This is a genomic window from Candidatus Accumulibacter sp. ACC012, assembly GCF_907163155.1.
In the GTDB taxonomy this organism is placed as follows: domain Bacteria; phylum Pseudomonadota; class Gammaproteobacteria; order Burkholderiales; family Rhodocyclaceae; genus Accumulibacter; species Accumulibacter delftensis.
This window is the reverse complement of record NZ_CAJQUC010000002.1, coordinates 544,888-562,402: the sequence shown is the minus strand read 5'-3', so window position 1 is coordinate 562,402 and position 17,515 is coordinate 544,888. Positions and strand designations below refer to the sequence as shown.

Genomic DNA, 17,515 nt, shown 5'->3' with positions numbered 1-17,515 from the left:
TGCCAGGGGCGATCACAGCAATCGCATCCCTCAGCCAGCTCGCCAGAAGCGGTTCATCAGGGGCTTTACGCTGGCACCGTGGACAAGGATGGACATCGTAACCACGATCAGGGTCATGTGGATGAGTTCCAACGCCATCTCTTCCGGCAAGCCGTGTTCAATGGCGTACATCAGATAGTAGAGCGAGCCGATGCCACGTACCCCGAACCAGCCGACCATGCCGCGAACGCGCGCCGGCGCGTGCGAACCGAGCAGCCCGATGGCAACGCTGAGCGGGCGAGCGACGAGGAACAGGAACAGCGCGAGGCTCACCGCTCGCCAACTCCACGAATCGAGAAACAGCGAGCCGCCGACGAGCAGGATCAAGAGCAGTTCCGAGAGCCTCTCAAGATGTTCCTTGAAGATCAGCGAGCCTTCGCTGACGGTTGGCACGGGATCGCCGCCACCTGACGTGGCGACCGGGTCGTGCCCGGCAAGCCCTTTTTCCACGTTGGCGGCCCTGGCACTGATCAGCCTGACTTCGGTCTGTCGAAGCGACACGGCGGCAAAGAACACCGCGAGAAAGCCCCATGCATTGACCAGTTCGCTGAGGCCGTAGACGACGCCGATCAGTCCCAGGCCGAGGAAATCGTCCATCAGCTCGTGGTCAAGGCGTCTGCTGCGCAGAGTCCAGCCGAGCCGACCGAGAGCGGAACCGAGGACGACGCCGATGGCGATCCCGGCAACGGTCGCCCACAACACATCGACGAGCACCCAGCGCAGGCCGAAATCGCCGAGGTCGTGCAAGCCGAGCAAACCCAGGCCGAGCATTACGAACGGGAAGGCGCTACCGTCATTCATGCCGGCTTCGCAGGTGAGATTGAAGCGCAGGCGGTCGCGGTCGCCGGGATGGCGGATTTGAACGTCGGTGGCGAGGACCGGGTCCGTTGGCGCCACGATGGCGCCGAGAAGCACCGCTGCGCCGATGGACAGCCCGAGCACGTAGTGGGCGAAGGCGGCAACCATGGCCACGGTCAGGACCATCGATGTCGATGCCAGAAGGAGCGGTGTGCGCCAGCGGTCGAGTTGCATCGGGGCAGGCATCTTGACCCCGGCGGTGAAGAGGGAAATCAGCACCGCCACTTCGGTCAGCACTTCCAGCAGTGCCGATTCCTTGAGCGGGTTGAAGTGAAAGGCGTTGAGCAGCGTCGGCCCGACGAGCAGGCCGATGGACAGGTAGATGATCGCCGAGGTGACCGGCAGACGCTTGATGAACGACGGGGTCAGACCCATGACCAGCAACAGGCCGCCCACCAGCAGGAACCACAGTGGTCCAGTCATCGCAGCGTTCCCCTTGCGAATGTCGCGAATGCTGTGCTGCCCCTCGCCGCCCTTGCCGGCGGACGGAGCAGGTCAACGATACGCCAGGCATGGCAGCGCCGCGCGTGCACTAGGCCGTGGACACTTCGTCGGTGCGCACGAGAAAGCTCTTGAGGACGCTCGGTCCGAAGCTGGTGACCATCGCCACATCGGCGGCATCGCGGCCGCGCGCCATCAGGATGCGTCCGATGCGAGGAACGTTGTTGCGGGCGTCGAAGGTGTACCAGCGGCCGCCGAGGTAGACGTCGAACCAGCCGGAGAAGTCCATCGGACCGGGCACCGGCGTGATCCCGATGTCGCCCAGATAGCCGGTACAGTAGCGGGCCGGTATGTTCATGCAGCGGCAGAAGGTGATCGCCAGATGAGCATAGTCGCGGCACACGCCGGCGCGCTCGTTGTAGGCATCCCAGGCCGTCTTGGTCGAACGGGCGAACTGGTAGCCGAACTGGATGTGCTGGTGCACAAAATCACAGATCGCCTGCACCCGCGCCCAGCCGGGCGGCGTGTGCTCGAACAGACGCCATGCCTCGGCGGACAGTCGATCGGTTTCGCAATAGCGGCTGCCGAGCAGAAAGACCAGCGTCTCTTCCGGCAGGTCCTGGAGGGCGATCTGTTGCGCCTGCGCAGCGATATCGTCCACCTGGCCCGAATCGCGTACGACACCGTCGGCAAAGATGCGGATCTCGCCGGGCGGGGCGACGATTCGGCTACACCAGTTGCCAAAGCCGTCGCGATAGGCAACCACTGGTAGCGCGGGATCGGTCATCAGGTGGGCAGGCACCACGACGTCATTCATCCGTGAGTAGTGGATGTCGAGCATCAGGATCATCGGGGTCGGTTGCGCGCACGCATAGACGATGTCATAGCCGATGCGAATTTTCATGGGAGCTTCCTGGTGGTAGGTGAGTTCATGGAGAGCAAGGCACGCCGTGGGTCGTCAGCGTAGTGCCGACGCCAGCGTCGTCACTACGGCGCGGCGCAATTGCCGCCACAGGCGCGGCTGGGCGAGCACCAACGCCTGGTTGAGTTCAATCTCGATCCCGACATACTCGCTGGGCGCGAAGCAGCGGCGCATGGCAGTGGTCAGTCCGTCGTTCTTCCCATGGTACGGGTAATTCCGGCGCACGCGCAATTCGGCCGAATGTTCGGCCAATGCTGCCTTCCAGCGGGCCGCCAGCGCCACCTCTCCTGGTCGTGCCGGGTCATATAACAGGCCGATGTCGGCGTTGCGGACCTGGCCGTCGAGGACCGGGGTGAAGCTATGCGACGAAACATGGATCACCCGCTGCCCGGCCGCTACCGCTTCCGCCACCGTGTTCATCAGCCGCTGCCGGTAGGGCGCGTAATGGCGCGATACGATCGCCTGCTTGCTCGTCGGCGATAGCGCCCGCGTCGCATCCGACCACGCTTGTGGACTGGACAGCGATCGATTCAGATCGACCAGCAGGCGGCTCACCGTCGATGTCACCAGGGGTGCCTGCAGGGCCGCGGCGAGATCGCGCGCCATGATCAGGGCGCCGCGATCGTAGCCGCGATGGCTGGACAAGCGGGCCTGCCAGCCATGAAAGAGGTCGACGTAGGCGGCGGGGATGCGCTTGCCACCATGCTCGCAGGTGACGACATGGAAGTCGCGCAGGTGCTCCGGGATGCTGGCTGGCGACCGCAATGACTCACCAGACCAGGGCTGGAAGTTCTCGAAACACACGGCGAGTGCCTTCGCTCCAGCTCTGGTGCAAGGAGGTGAAGTAGGTGTCGCCTTCGGCAAAACGGCGTCGCATTCGGATTTCGAGGCTGTCACGTTCGTAGCAGATGAGGTCGATCGGCATGCCAACCGAAAGGCTGCTGCGCATCGTCGAGTCGAACGACACGAGAATACACTTTGCGGCGTCCGCAAGGTTTGTCGAACCGACGATGACGCGGTCGATGAGCGGCTTGCCGTATTTGGTTTCGCCGGTCTGAATATAGGGTGTGTCGCCACCGGCCTCGATGAAGTTGCCTTCGGCATGGATGCGGAACAGGCGTTGCCCTTCGCCGCGGATTTGCCCGCCGAGGATGAACGACGCGTTGAAGCTGATGCCGCTCGCTTCCAGAGACGGACCATCACGCCGTTCGATGTCGCGCATGGCGTCGGAAACCAGATTGGCCATGTCGAACATGGTGCGCGCCTTCCACAGCGACGCCTTGTTGTCCGGATCTTCGCCGCGCTGGGTCAGGACGCTGATGATCGCCTGGGTGCCGGCGAGATTGCCAGAACTCAGGAGGACTATTGCCCGCTCGCCCTTGCGCTCGAATACCGTCATCTTGCAGAACTTCGCGAAATTGTCGATACCGGCATTGGTTCGAGAATCCGACGCAAAAATCATGCCCTCGTCCAGCAGTACGCCAACACAGTAAGTCATCCTGCCGTCCCCGAGTGAGTGCGGTCACCTGAATCGAAATGTCAGAGTGACGCTGCAGATAGCTTTGCCATGAACAATGATTTCGCCTCGCAGCCTGGCCTTGATAGCGCGTGCCGCGCCTATGAGCACAGGAAACGAAGAAGCCGGCAATGGCGGCTTCTTCGTTCAAGCGAAGGGCAGCGATGCCCATAGCGGCTACGGTTTCAAGGAGTCCTTGACCGCGTCCCTGGCGTCTTTGAGGTTCTCTTTCAGGTCGCCGAGATGTTCCTGGAGTTCGCCTTCAGCCTGGTTTTTCAATCCCTTTGCCTGCTGCTCGGTACTGCCGACCAGTTTTCCGACCTCTTGCTGAATCTTGCCGCCCAGGTCTTTTGCTGCGCCCTTGACTTGATCTTTGTTCATCGTGAACTCCTGACTTGTGGTTGATACTTCTGATAGGCGAGCCAGCTTCGGTTCGTCTTGCGACTCCTGGTCATCAAACAGGCGATGCCTGGTGTCGATGTAGGGAGTCTGATCGCAAACGGGGGTCAAGTTCTGTGCGCTAGGAGACATAGGCGCTTGCGCGGGTGTCGGTGCCTGCATGTGCGGTTCGCCCTGCGCGTCGGGCAAAGTCCGCACGCAGCGCTGGTCGGCGCGACGGACGGGCCGTCCGCTTCAGGGCGTGACACCACCCCGGGTCGCTCGCCACGCGGGCCTCCCCCCACTGCCGGATGTGCGCCACCGCACAGACGGTGTTCGTCATTTTGACTACGCTGCGGTTGAGAACTCGACCCGCTGCCGAGTCGGGCGGCGGCTGGCTCTTCAATACTTTCGGGATGGCTGGCGGCGGGGGATTCAACCTCTACAGCCTGTGGGTAGCGGTTGTCGGCGCAAGCGTGCTGTTGCTGTTGTAGCACGCGGTTTCACGCGGCCTTCGCTAGGCCGAAAGTCCTGGCGAAGGTCGCTGTCGAGGCGCGGCGTATCGATGGCGCGCCGGAATCTGGAAGTTCTGTTCAACCTCAATCAGGAGAATCAATCATGAAACAACTTGGCAAGTATCTTTCCGCACTGTTCCTGGCGGTAACGCTGGTCTCCGCCGTGGGATGCGCGTCAACCGCGAAGCAGGAGGGGACCGGCGAGTATGTGGACGACAGCGTCATCACCAGCAAGGTCAAGGCCGCCATATTCAACGAGCCCAGCCTGAAGTCCGCCGAGATCAACGTCGAGACCTTCAAGGGCACGGTTCAACTGAGCGGCTTCGTGAGTTCGCCGACGGCGATCAGCAAAGCGGTTGCGGTGACCCGCAGCGTCGGCGGCGTCACCTCCGTCAAGAACGACATGCGGGTCAAGTGAGCGCTGGCACGATGAGCATTCGCGGCCAGCGCCGGAGCATGCAATCCGGCGCTGGCCGCGGAGCGCCGGCCGCGCTCGAAAGAAGTCGCGCAGCCAGGCCGATGAGTGACTAGCGTGCGCTCAGCCGGCAAACACCCGCAGAATCCGGGGCCCTAGCGATGCCTTTGCACTTGCCTGCCGCGCGATCCACCGCGGACCGCGATGCCGAGTCCCCGCCCAGCGAAGTTGCGGCGGCGTCCGACGCGTCCCAGCCGACGCTTCGTATCGGGTCGGGCACGCAGAATCTGTCGCTGGCCGTCCTCGCCACGCTAGCCGTGGTCTTCGCACTGGAATGGGCGCAACTTTTTGTCATCACCCTGCTGCTCGGACTCCTTTTCGCCTACACCCTGAATCCTCTGGTCGTCTGGCTGGAAAGGATCAGGGTCCCGCGCGCACTGGGCAGCAGCGTGGTGATGGTGGGGGTCGTATGTGCGCTCACTCTGGGGGCCTACTCCTTGCGTGGGCAGTTTCAGACCATCCTCGATCAGGTACCGGCGGCGGTGAGCAAGTTGTCGACCGGCCTCGCCAGTGTGCGCAAGGGCGAGACCAGTACCATGCAGAAGGTGCAAACCGCTGCCAGCGAGATCGAGAAGGCGACCAGCCAGGCGGCAGGTATTGATTCAAACCCCCGACGGCCGGCAACGCGCGTCATTATCGACACGCCCGGCTTCAAACTCGGCGACTTCCTGTGGGCCAACTCCGTCGGCGCCGTGGGACTGATCGGCCAGGCAGCGATGGTGCTCTTCCTGACTTTCTTTCTCTTGCTGTCCGGCGACACGTACAAGAGGAAGCTGGTGCGACTCGCGGGTCCGACGCTGGCGAACAGGAAGATCACCGTTCGCATCCTCGATGACATCAACGCCTCGGTCCAGCGCTACATGTCCATGCTCCTGGCGACCAATGTGCTGGTGGCGCTGCTTACCTGGCTGGCACTGCGCTGGATCGGTCTCGAGAACGCCGGCGCCTGGGCCGTGGCCGCAGGCCTGCTGCATGTCATTCCCTACTTCGGTCCGGCGCTTACTGCCGCCGCCATCGGCATGGCCGCCTTCCTGCAGTTCGGCACCCTGTCGATGGCGCTGCTGCCCGCCGGTGCGTCGTTGGCGGTCGCCACTTTCGTCGGCACCTTCGTCACCACCTGGATGACCGGCCGGATCGCCAGGATGAATACCGCGGCGGTATTCGTCTCGCTGCTCTTCTGGGCCTGGCTGTGGGGCATCTGGGGAATGCTGCTGAGCATCCCGCTGACGGTCATCGTGAAAGTGGTGGCTCAGCATGTGGAGCAACTTGAGCCGGTGGCGGAACTGCTCGGAGAGTAGGCGGCACACATCCCTCGCCGTGCTGCCGTGCTTGACGATTTCGTTTTAACGGTCATGACCGTTTGTGCGCAGTAACAGCAGTAAGTCTAGCTCCCCCGGCCCTTCTCCCGCAAGGGGAGAAGGGAGTTTCGTGAGTCGCATGCGCGACTTTCACATCAAGAATAGGACCCCTTCAATTGAACGTCGACAGCAAGCGCAGCAGCTTTTTGCGGCCATTGAAAGCCCGGCTACTCGGTGATGGGGGGCTACGGACCTTGCCTGACGCAGAACCCCCGTTGCGCTCCGAGTTGTACAGCGCCGATCAAATGGCGCTGCACGGCGAGGTGCTCGCGGCCGCGCACACGCTGATTGCTGGCCAGGCACCGGACCGGCTCCTGGCTCGGCTGGCAGACAACGAAAGAACCCTGGTTGACGTGTGCCAGCTGCTGACGACGGCGGCCACCGAGAGCCGCCGGATGATGCCGGCCGGGGAATGGCTGCTCGACAATTTCTATCTCATCGAAGAGCAGATCCGCACGGCCAAGCGGCACTTGCCAAAGGGCTACAGCCGCGAACTCCCGCGCCTGGCGCACGGGCCTTCGGTCGGGCGTCCGCGGGTGTACGACATCGCGCTGGAGACCATTGCGCATGGCGATGGCCGCGTGGATATTGACAGTTTGAGCGGCTTCGTGGCGGCCTACCAGGGCATCAGCCCGATGCGGCTGGGCGAGTTGTGGGCGATCCCGATCATGCTCCGCCTGGCAGTGATCGAGAATCTGCGTCGCGTCGGCGTGCGCATCGCAGCCAGTTGGGCCGAGCGAAACCTGGCCGCTACCTGGGCCGAGCGGATGGCGGAGACGGCAGTCAGCGATCCCAAGAGCCTGATCCTGGTGATCGCCGAGATGGCGTCCTCGGATCCTCCGATGGTCGGCGGCTTCGTCGCCGAACTCGCGCGGCGCCTGCAGGGACGGGGTCCCACTCTGGCACTGCCCCTGACCTGGATCGAGCAGCGCCTGTCGGAATCGGGTCTGACCATCGAGCACCTCGTGCAAGCGGAGAACCAGCAGCAGGCCGCCGATCAGGTCTCGATCAGCAACAGCATCGGCAGTCTCCGGGTCCTCGGCGCGACGGACTGGCGCACCTTCGTCGAAATCCAGAGTGTCGTCGAGAACACCCTGCGTGAGGATCCGGGCGGCGCCTATGGGCGGATGGATTTCGCCACCCGCGATCGATACCGCCATGCCATCGAGAGGATCGCGAAGAAGGCTTGCCTATCCGAGGGCGAGGTCGCCCGCAAGGCGGTCGAGCTGGCGCGCATGGGCGCAGTCGCGATCGCTGCTGGCGGCGGCGCTGGCGATAGCCATCGCGCCGGGCACGTCGGCTACTACCTGATCGACAAGGGTTTGCCACAACTCGAGCGCGCGGCGCAGGTGCGCCGTTCCGGCGCCGAGGCCTTGCGCAAAACGGCAGCTCGCTTCCCCTCACTGGTGTACCTGGGCGGCATCGCGCTGATCACGGTGATCGTCGGGGCAAGCTTGCTGGCGCAGGCGTTTGCCGCCGGGGCGCCGGGCTGGCTGCTGGTGCCGATCGGCATCGTCTCGCTGCTGGCTGCCAGTCAACTGGGCGTAGCGCTGGTGAACTGGCTGGCAACGCTGCTCGTGGCGCCGCATCCCCTGCCCAGAATGGATTTCAGCGAAGGTATCCCGGCCGACGCACGCACTCTGGTCGTCGTCCCGACGATGCTTACCAGCGCTTCCGGCGTGGAGGATCTGGTCGAGGCGCTGGAAGTCAGGTTTCTGGCAAATCGCGATGAACGCCTGCACTTCGGCCTGCTGACCGATTTTCGCGATGCCCGGCAGGAGTCGCTCCCCGAGGACGATGCGCTGGTCATTCTGGCCGGGACGAGGATCGGCGAGCTGAACGCGAAGTACGGCGGTGACGGGACCAGGATCAGGGGTGACCTCTTCTTCCTCTTCCATCGCCCGCGACGTTGGAACCCCGAGGACCGGCTGTGGATGGGTTACGAGCGCAAGCGCGGCAAGCTCGCCGAGCTGAACGCGCTGCTCCGCGGGGGCACCGGGAACGGCTTTGCGCTTGTCGTCGGCGATCGCGCGCTCCTGTCGTCCGTCAAATACGTGCTGACGCTGGACACCGATACGCAACTGCCGCGCGATGCGGCGCGGCAATTCGTCGGCACCATGGCACACCCGCTGAATCGCCCTGCCTACGATGCAGCGAAGCGGCGAGTCACCGCGGGCTACGGTATCCTGCAGCCGCGCGTGGCGATCGGCCTGCCGGCGACGAACCGCTCGCGTTATGCGCGCCTGTATGGAGGCGAGCCGGGCATCGACCCCTATACGCGCGCGGTCTCGGATGTCTACCAGGACGTGTTCGGCGAAGGCTCGTTCATCGGCAAGGGAATCTACGACGTCGATGCCTTTGAGCAAGCGCTTGGCGGGCGCTTCCCCGAGAATCGCGTCCTTAGCCACGATCTTCTGGAAGGGTGTTACGCACGCGCGGGACTGCTCAGCGATGTGCACCTGTACGAGGATTACCCGATCCGCTATAGCGCTGACGTGAGCCGGCGCTACCGCTGGATCCGCGGCGATTGGCAGCTGGCGGGGTGGCTGCGCAGGCGCGTTCCGGGCGCGACTGTCGGGGCGGACAACAGGCGGCAGAAAAACCCGCTCTCGATGCTGTCGCAGTGGAAGCTCTTCGACAACCTGCGGCGCAGTCTCGTCCCCGCGGCGCTGACGCTGCTCCTGCTTTCGGGATGGACGCTGCTTGCGCCGGCCTGGTTGTGGACCCTGGCAGCGATCGCCATCATGCTGCTTCCGCCCCTCTGCGCCACTCTCCTCGACGTCTTCCGCAAGCCCGAGGAGGCGCTCCTGAGGCAGCACCTGGCAAGCATCACGCGCTCGGCTTACCGGCACTTCATGCAGCTCCTGTTCGAACTCGCCTGCCTTCCGTACGAGGCATTCTTCAGCCTGCAGGCGATTACGCGCACGGCCTGGCGGATGCTGGTGACACGCTCGCGATTGCTCGAATGGAATCCGTCGGGGGAAGCGGATCGCGAGGCGGGCGAGCGCGACCGTGGCACGCTTGCAGCCTGTTTTCGGACGATGTGGTTTGCCCCGGCGATGGCCGCGGTGACGACGATGTACCTGGCGGCATCGAGCCCGGCGGTGCTGGCGGTGGCCGGGCCGATCCTGCTCCTGTGGTCCGCCTCGCCGCTCATTGCCTGGTGGATCAGCCGCCCGCTGGCGCCTCGCAAGGCCAGCCTGAGCGGCGAGCAAACGCTCTTTCTACGTGCGCTGTCGCGCCGCACCTGGGCGTTCTTCGATCGCTTCGTCGGCCCGGACGAGCACTGGCTGCCGCCGGACAATGTCCAGGCCCGTGTTTAACATTCTCAAAAAAACCTCTTGCATAATCAACTGCTTGCAAGGCACTTGAATCTCTAATGGCACAACAAGCGCGTAATTTCGTGTCAGGCGACCAGTTTTCGGGTTCCTCCGGGGTCTGAGTTGACGCCCAAGGCGCGATAGATCGCCATCAGCTCGGGCTCGGCGGCAGTGGCCTTGCGGACGTGCAGCGTGCGGCCATCGCGTTGCCGGAAAGTCGTCGTCACCCGGCGCTGGATCGAGAGGGTTTCGCGCAGGGTCGCCCAACTGTCGGGAATGCCCGCCGCCTTCAGCTTTAGGCGAAGGAACTGCACACACTGGTAAGCCAGCACGGTAATGAACAGATGGCCGTCGGCGCGCTCTTCCTTGTGATGAAAGACCGGCCGCAAGCCCAGCTCACTCTTGAGGCTGCGAAACACACTCTCCAGGTCAGTCAGCAGGGTGTAGGTGCGCCAGAGCCGCTCCTCGTCCCAGTCGAGTTCATTAGTGCGCAAGCAATAGACGCCCGGGTGCGTCGCTTGGCTCCCCTCGCGCGGCACCTTCTGCCAGGTGATCCCGGTGACCCGCTTGCCCGATTCGTCCGTCACCAGGTCCACCGTGTAATGCTGGCTGGTGCCGCGACTCTTCTGCTTCAGCCGGCCGAGTCGTTCGTGCAATTTGTCGGGGCGCTTCTCGGCACGTGGTTTGGCCAGGCCGTCCTGCATTTGCTGCAGTCCGGCTTCGAAGCGCTGGCTGAAGGATTCGAGCATGGCCTCCTCCTTGAGCTGCCGACCCGGTGAATGGCAAAACAACTGCAGCTCTTTCCCGTCTTCACTGAGCGCCTTTTGCAGCCGCAACGGTTGCTCGTCGGCGGTCTCGATCGTGACCGCCTGTGTTTCATCGAACTGCCGGGTCCCCCCGCGACGAACGACCAGGTAGCGATAGCCATGTTCGACCAGCCAGGCGATGTTGGCTTCGGTAGCGATGCCCGCGTCCATGATCACCAGCGCCCCTGCCGGGGCGTCCAGTCCGGTCAGCATGCCAGCAAGCGTGCCGGCTTCGCTGACATTGCCTTCGAAGGTCTGCGAGCGGCGCACAAAGCCACTGCCGTCGAGCACCAGGCCGAGCGTCACCAACGGGCAGTCGCTGCGCTTCTCCTTGGAACGGGCACGCTTGGCCTTGCGATTACTCGGAACTTCGCCTTCAAAATACGTGTTGGTCAGGTCGTAGAGCGTGATCGTCTCTTCCAGGCCAAAGAGCGTGCGAACGGTGCCGAACAAGCGCGCTTCAATCACTTCCCGATGCTTCATCAGGACGTCCGAAGCACGGTAAAGACTCATGTGCGACATCGACAGGAAGTCGACGTCGATCAGCTCGCCCAAGGCGCTCTGCTTCTGCAGCCAGCTCCAGGTCGCCCGCTCGGAGCCCGGGCGGCCCATTCTCCCGATCAGGTTGCCGATAATCGACGCCCGCAGCACGCCATTGACGCCCAACTCTCGCAATTGGTCGATGATGCCCAGTTCGGTCAGCGCATGCAGACCGACGTGCTCGACGCCAACCGAGCGCGGCTGCATCACTTGCAGCGAGTCAATATCGACTTCCTCGAACGTCACCGGCGGACGCGGCTTTCCGCAGGGCTCACTGGCCTCCGCCGCCGGCGGCGAGTCGCTCATCGGCGACCGCACGATCAGTTGCCCCGCGTAGCGCTGGGCTGCGCTTTCGATAGGGCCCGTGCAGGGCAGTGGCAGGAGCGCTTCCTGGGGATGCAGAAGCTGTTCGATGCGACGACACAGCACCGGCCAGTCCTCCTGCTTGATGGCGAAATTACGCCCGAGATTCAGCAGGGTGATCTGACGGACCTTGCCTGCGACGCGTTCGCCCCGCACCAGCCGAAAGGTGAAGTAGCCCTCGCCGGTGACCTTGTTGTTCGTTCGTGTCTGTCGGATATACATGCCCACGATCGTACAAGAAATGCAAGGGGAAAAACTAGGCTTGAAAAACTATTATGGCACAACATTGCGCCTCAGAAATGCGGCCTATTGAGAATCAATGACTTACAATCGCCGCAGCCCGGAAAAGGCCGCAATATGACAAAGAGTTGTTAAAGAGGGGCAGGAGTATCGCGTTGCCGCGGTGGCGCATCGCACATCGCCGACCAACATCGGGCTGGCGCTGCTGGCCAATCTGTCGGCCTACGACTTCGGCTACCTGGTGGCCGGAAAAGTCCTCGAGCGTGCGGCGAATACGCTGAATACGATGGACGCTCTGGAACGACACCGCGGGCACTTCTACAACTGGTACGACACGCAAACGCTGCAACCGCTGCTGCCACGGTATATCTCGACGGTGGACAGCGGCAACCTTGCCGGCCATCTGCTGACCCTGCGCGCGGGTCTGCTGGCCCTTGCCGACGACAGGATACTACCGGTGCAGCTGTTCGAAGGCCTGGGCGACACGCTCAGGATTCTTCTTGGCGAGGCGGACGAAGTGGCTGCGGCGCAGGCGACGGCATTTCGGAAGGAACTGGAATCGGCGTCGGCTGCCCGTCCCGAGAGCCTCACGGCGGCGCGCGCATGCCTCGCGCGTCTGGCGAGCAGCGCCGCCGAACTTGCCGCCCTGGTCGCGGGACGTCCGCATGGCGGGGAGATCACGGCGCCCGAGCAGGAAGAAAAAGCTCGCGACGAGGGCTGGGCGCCGGCGCTTGCGCGTCAATGCCGCGAGGCCCTGGACGAGCTTTGCTTCCTTGCTCCGCGGCAAGTTCTGCCGTCGCTACCGGGTGCGCAAGAGGGGCTTGCCGCTGGCGCTGCAATACCGACGCTGCGCGAACTGGCCATGGCAGGTAATGGCCGGGCCGGCGACAGGATGGCAGTGATCGAGCAACTGGCACTGCAATGCCTGCAATTCGCGCGCATGGAATATGACTTCCTTTACGACAAGTCACGCCATCTGTTGAGCATTGGCTACAACGTCGCCGAGCGGCGTGTTGACTCGGGCTACTACGACCTGCTGGCCTCGGAAGCGCGCTTGTGCAACTTCGTGGCGATTGCGCAGGGTCAACTGCCACAGGAGAGCTGGTTCGCCCTGGGGCGCCTGCTCACCGGCAGCGACGGAGAACCGGTTCTGCTGTCTTGGAGCGGTTCGATGTTCGAGTACCTGATGCCGCTGCTGGTGATGCCGACCTACGACAACACGCTGCTCGACCAGACCTGCAAAGGGGCGGTCGCCAGGCAGATCGAGTATGGGCAGCTGCGCGGCGTACCCTGGGGACTGTCGGAATCGGGCTACAACACGGTCGACGTGCATCTCAACTACCAGTACCGTGCCTTCGGGGTACCCGGCCTGGGACTCAAACGCGGACTGGCAGACGATCTGGTTATTGCCCCCTATGCCTCGGCCCTGGCGCTGATGGTGGCGCCCGAGCAGGCCTGCCTGAATCTGCAGCGGCTCGCCGCCGAGGGCTTCATGGGCAGGTTCGGTTTCTTCGAAGCGATCGACTACACGCCTTCACGGCAGCGCCGCGGGCAATCGCACGTGGTGGTACGTTCCTTTATGGCCCATCACCAGGGCATGAGTCTTCTCGCGCTGGCCTATCTAGTGCTGGAGCGTCCGATGCAGCGGCGGTTCGAAGCGGAGCCGCTGTTCCAGGCGGTCATGCTGCTGCTTCAGGAGCGCATTCCCAGGACGACGGCCCTGTTTACGCACACCGCCCAACTCTCGGCGATCCGCTTGCCGTCGCTTGCGGCGGAAACGCCGATCCGGGTGTTCAGCAGCCCCGACAATCCGATCCCGGAGGTGCAGTTGTTGTCGAACGGCCGCTATCACGTAATGGTCAGCCAAGCAGGCGGCGGCTACAGCCGCTGGAAGGATCTCGCCGTCACGCGCTGGCGCGAAGATCCCAGCGGCGATCACTGGGGCACTGTCTGCTACGTTCGCGATGCCCAGAGCGCTGCCTTCTGGTCGACCGCCTATCAGCCGACGGCCAAGCGCCCGCAGCACTATGAAGCGATCTTTTCCGAGGGGCGAGCCGAGTTTCGCCGCCGCGATTCCGTTGCTGCCGTTGCTGCTGGTGCTGAAGACGGCGAATTTGAAACGCACACCGAGATCATCGTCTCGCCGGAGGATGACATCGAGTTGCGCAGGGTGCGCATCACCAACCGATCGCGACAACGCCGGGTAATCGACGTCACGAGCTATGCCGAAGTGGTGATCGCGCCGCCGGCCGCCGACGTCCTGCATCCGGTCTTCAGCAATCTGTTCGTGCAGACCGAGATTCTGCGCGACTGCTGCGCGATCCTGTGCACCCGTCGGCCCCGCTCGCGCGGCGAGCAGGCGCCCTGGATGTTCCACCTGATGACCGCGCACGGGGCCGATATCGGCGAGGTGTCCTACGAGACCGATCGCCTGCGCTTTATCGGCCGTGGCAGAAGTTCTGCTGCGCCCCTGGTGATGAGCGACCCCGCGGCGCTTTCCGGCAGCGAGGGTTCGGTGCTCGATCCGATCGTCGCCATCCGCTGTTCGCTGGCGCTTGATCCCGAGCAAACGGCCACTATCGACATCGTTTCTGGCATCGGCAGCTCCCGCGACATGGCCTTGAGCCTGGTCGAAAAATACCAGGACCGGCACCTCTCGGACCGCGTCTTCGATCTGACCTGGACGCACAGCCAGGTGGTGCTTCGCCAGCTCAACGCCAGTGAGGCCGATGCGCAGCTCTACGCGCGTCTGGCCAGCTCCGTCATCTACGCCAACCCTTCGCTGCGCGCGGACGCGGCTGTGCTGAGCACGAATCGCCGCGGGCAGTCGGGGCTGTGGGGTTACGGCATCTCCGGTGATCTGCCGATCGTGCTGCTGCAGATCGGGGATGCTGCCAATATCGATCTCGTGCGCCAGTTGGTACAGGCGCACGCGTACTGGCGCCTGAAGGGACTGGCGGTGGACCTGGTGATTTGGAACGAGGATCACGCCGGTTATCGCCAGCGCTTGCAGGAACAGATCCTGGCATTCATCGCCTCGGGCGTCGAAGCGAGCGTGATGGACCGGCCGGGCGGCATCTTCGTGAGGTCTGCGGAGCACCTAAGCAGCGAAGACCGCGTTCTGCTGCAGTCGGTCGCGCGTGCCGTCATCGCCGACGGCCGGGGAACGCTGGCCGAACAACTCGACTATCGTCGGCTCGCAGAGCCGCGCGTACCCCGGCTTGTGGTGACGCGCGCCCAGCGCAGTGAGGATCGGCCCGACACGACTGGCGCCAGTGAGACGGCGCGCAGCGATCTGATCCTGTTCAACGGGCTGGGAGGATTCACCCCGGACGGGCGCGAATATGTCATCACCCTGGCGCCCGGCCAGGTGACGCCGGCACCGTGGGTCAACGTTCTGGCGAATCCGGGCTTCGGGACGGTTGTCTCGGAGAGCGGCGTCGGCTACACCTGGAGCGAGAACGCGCACGAATTCCGTCTCACTCCGTGGCACAACGACCCGGTCTGCGACGCCAGCGGTGAAGCCCTCTACCTGCGCGACGAAGAGAGCGGCCACTTCTGGTCGCCGACGCCCTTACCCGTGCGTGCCGCGGCGCCCTATGTGAGCCGGCACGGATTCGGCTACAGCGTCTTTGAACATTGCTCCGGCGGCATTCGCTCCGAACTATGGATCTACGTGGCCATCGACGCCGCGGTCAAGTTCTCGGTGCTCAAAGTGCGCAACGAATCGGGGCGGCCGCGCAAACTGTCCGCGACCGCCTATATCGAGTGGGTGTTGGGGGATGTGCCCGCGAAAACGGCCATGCATGTCGCCACCGAGATCGATCGGCGCAGCGGCGCCCTGTTCGCCAGAAATCCCTATAGCGCGGAATTCGCCGATCGGCTTGCTTTCTTCGACGTCGATGACACGCAGCGCAGCCTGAGCGGCGACCGTACGGAATTCCTCGGGGGCAACGGCACGCTCGGCGATCCGGCTGCCATGCGCCGCGCGCACCTGTCCGGCAGGGTGGGCGCGGGTCTGGATCCCTGCGGCGCGATCCAGGTCGGCTTCGAACTGGCCGACGGGGAGGCGCGTGAAATCGTCTTCCGGCTCGGCGTCGGGCGCAACGCCGATGACGCCGGCGAGCTTGTGCAGCGCTTTCGCGGCCCATTGGCCGCGCGCGGCGCACTCGAAGCGGTGTGGCAGTACTGGAAGCACACGCTCGGCGCGGTGCAGGTGGAAACACCCGACGCGTCGGTGAATGTCCTGACCAACGGCTGGCTGGTGTACCAGACACTGGCCTGCCGTCTCTGGGGGCGCAGCGGATACTACCAATCCGGCGGCGCCTTCGGCTTCCGCGACCAGTTGCAGGATGTTATGGCGCTGATCCACTGCGCGCCCGAGCTGGTGCGCGAACATCTGCTGCTCTGCGCCAGCCGGCAGTTTCAGGAGGGAGATGTCCAGCACTGGTGGCATCCGCCGTCGGGCCGTGGCGTGCGCACGCATTGTTCGGATGACTACCTGTGGCTGCCGCTGGCAGTGTGCCGCTACGTGAGCAGCAGCGCGGACACCGGGGTGCTCGATGAAGAGGTGCATTTCCTTGAAGGCCGTCCGGTAAACGCCGGCGACGATTCCTACTACGACCTGCCCGGGCGCTCCGCCGAGGCGGCCAGCCTCTACGAGCACTGCGTGCGCGCCATCCGGCACGGTCTGCGCTTCGGCAATCACGGCCTGCCGCTGATCGGCTCGGGCGACTGGAACGACGGCATGAACCTGGTCGGCATCGGCGGCCAGGGCGAGAGTGTCTGGCTCGGCTTCTTCCTTTGTGAAGTGCTCGGACATTTCACCGCCCTGGCGCGTGCGCGCGGCGACGCGGTCTTCGCCGAGCGTTGCACGGCCGAGGGCGCGCGGCTGCGCCAGAATCTCGAACGTCATGGCTGGGACGGCGCGTGGTACCGTCGCGGCTACTTCGACGACGGTACACCGCTCGGCTCGGCAAGCAACGCCGAATGCCAGCTGGATTCAATCTCGCAGAGTTGGTCGGTGCTCTCCGGGGCGGGCGACGCGCTACGCGCGCGCATGGCCATGCAGGCGGTGGACCTGCGGCTCGTGCGCCGCGAGCACGGGCTGATCCAGCTTCTCGATCCGCCCTTCGACAAGTCGAATCTCGACCCCGGCTACATTCGCGGCTACGTACCGGGCGTGCGGGAGAATGGCGGGCAATACACGCACGGCGCGATCTGGGCAGCCATGGCCTTCGCCGCCCTGGGCGACGCGCGGCGCGCATGGGAACTCACGGCCATGATCAACCCGGTGAATCATGCCACTACGGCGCAAGGTGTCGCCACCTACAAGGTTGAACCCTACGTCATGGCAGCCGACGTCTATGCGCTCGCGCCGCACACCGGGCGCGGTGGATGGACCTGGTACTCCGGCTCGGCCGGCTGGATGTATCGGCTGATCGTCGAAACCCTTCTCGGCGTCAGGCTGGAGGGGGACAGGCTGACTCTCGCTCCGTGCGTGCCGGCGAACTGGCCGGCATTCAGGATTCACTACCGTTACCGGGAGACGGTTTATCACATTGCCGTTACGCAGGAAGGTATTGGCGAGCAGGGTGCGCAGGTTCCGATGACCGTCACGGTTGATGGCGAAGAACGAGGCGAGCAGGGCATTCATCTGGTGGACGATCATCGCGAACACCTGGTCGAGGTGGTCTTGCGTGCCGGGTGAGACGGTGCTTCTCGCAGTGCACGCCTGCGGATAA

General features: G+C 64.2%; 8 protein-coding genes and 3 pseudogenes. 5 read left to right on the top strand and 6 right to left on the bottom strand.

All coding sequences use genetic code 11. The annotated features are described in order from the left end of the window. Positions 1–30: 30 nt before the first annotated feature. The 5 genes from QZ648_RS03045 to QZ648_RS03025 form a co-directional block, all read right to left on the bottom strand. A complete protein-coding gene (locus tag QZ648_RS03045) occupies positions 31–1,320 on the bottom strand; it encodes a cation:proton antiporter (protein WP_291996064.1) in 1,290 nt (429 codons plus the stop codon). A gap of 109 nt (positions 1,321–1,429) precedes the next feature. After that, a complete protein-coding gene (locus tag QZ648_RS03040; RefSeq protein WP_169065570.1) occupies positions 1,430–2,242 on the bottom strand; it encodes a transglutaminase family protein in 813 nt (270 codons plus the stop codon). A 54-nt stretch (positions 2,243–2,296) separates the two neighbouring features. Continuing rightward, a complete protein-coding gene (locus QZ648_RS03035) occupies positions 2,297–3,064 on the bottom strand; it encodes an N-formylglutamate amidohydrolase (RefSeq protein ID WP_291996063.1) in 768 nt (255 codons plus the stop codon). After that, complete coding sequence (locus tag QZ648_RS03030) at positions 3,030–3,758, bottom strand: peptidase (protein WP_169065571.1); 729 nt, start codon at positions 3,756–3,758, stop codon at positions 3,030–3,032. Before QZ648_RS03030 ends, QZ648_RS03035 begins: the two co-directional genes overlap by 35 nt. Positions 3,759–3,953: 195 nt before the next feature. Continuing rightward, positions 3,954–4,157, bottom strand: a complete 204-nt coding sequence (locus tag QZ648_RS03025; RefSeq protein WP_291996062.1) for a CsbD family protein — start codon at positions 4,155–4,157, stop codon at positions 3,954–3,956. Positions 4,158–4,543: 386 nt separating this feature from the next. Between QZ648_RS03025 and QZ648_RS03020 the strand changes: the two are divergent. The 4 genes and pseudogenes from QZ648_RS03020 to QZ648_RS03005 all read left to right on the top strand — a co-directional run. Beyond that, positions 4,544–4,648, top strand: a pseudogene (locus QZ648_RS03020) (GlsB/YeaQ/YmgE family stress response membrane protein); the annotation flags it as partial. Between the two features lie 124 nt (positions 4,649–4,772). Continuing rightward, positions 4,773–5,087, top strand: coding sequence for a BON domain-containing protein (locus tag QZ648_RS03015; protein ID WP_291996061.1), 315 nt, complete (start codon positions 4,773–4,775; stop codon positions 5,085–5,087). A gap of 158 nt (positions 5,088–5,245) precedes the next feature. Continuing rightward, positions 5,246–6,442 (top strand): AI-2E family transporter, encoded by a 1,197-nt coding sequence (locus QZ648_RS03010; protein ID WP_169065574.1) that lies wholly within the window; start codon positions 5,246–5,248, stop codon positions 6,440–6,442. Positions 6,443–6,747: 305 nt separating this feature from the next. Next, a pseudogene (locus QZ648_RS03005) lies at positions 6,748–9,813 on the top strand (cyclic beta 1-2 glucan synthetase); the annotation flags it as partial. Positions 9,814–9,908: 95 nt separating this feature from the next. On the opposite strand, the gene QZ648_RS03000 reads toward QZ648_RS03005, so the two are convergent. After that, positions 9,909–11,753: an IS1634 family transposase gene (locus tag QZ648_RS03000; protein ID WP_291995907.1), complete on the bottom strand. Its 1,845-nt coding sequence runs from the start codon at positions 11,751–11,753 to the stop codon at positions 9,909–9,911. 160 nt (positions 11,754–11,913) lie between these two features. On the opposite strand from QZ648_RS03000, the pseudogene QZ648_RS02995 reads away from it, so the two are divergent. After that, positions 11,914–17,481: pseudogene (locus tag QZ648_RS02995) on the top strand (glucoamylase family protein); the annotation flags it as partial. Between the last annotated feature and the right edge of the window lie 34 nt (positions 17,482–17,515).

Excerpts from the sequence above, each read along its gene's own strand:
- QZ648_RS03000 (WP_291995907.1), bottom strand. The coding sequence starts at position 11,753 with ATGTATATCCGACAGACACGAACGAACAACAAGGTCACCGGCGAGGGC.
- QZ648_RS03045 (WP_291996064.1), bottom strand. The coding sequence starts at position 1,320 with ATGACTGGACCACTGTGGTTCCTGCTGGTGGGCGGCCTGTTGCTGGTC.
- QZ648_RS03025 (WP_291996062.1), bottom strand. The coding sequence starts at position 4,157 with ATGAACAAAGATCAAGTCAAGGGCGCAGCAAAAGACCTGGGCGGCAAG.
- QZ648_RS03015 (WP_291996061.1), top strand. The coding sequence starts at position 4,773 with ATGAAACAACTTGGCAAGTATCTTTCCGCACTGTTCCTGGCGGTAACG.
- QZ648_RS03010 (WP_169065574.1), top strand. The coding sequence starts at position 5,246 with ATGCCTTTGCACTTGCCTGCCGCGCGATCCACCGCGGACCGCGATGCC.
- QZ648_RS03040 (WP_169065570.1), bottom strand. The coding sequence starts at position 2,242 with ATGAAAATTCGCATCGGCTATGACATCGTCTATGCGTGCGCGCAACCG.
- QZ648_RS03030 (WP_169065571.1), bottom strand. The coding sequence starts at position 3,758 with ATGACTTACTGTGTTGGCGTACTGCTGGACGAGGGCATGATTTTTGCG.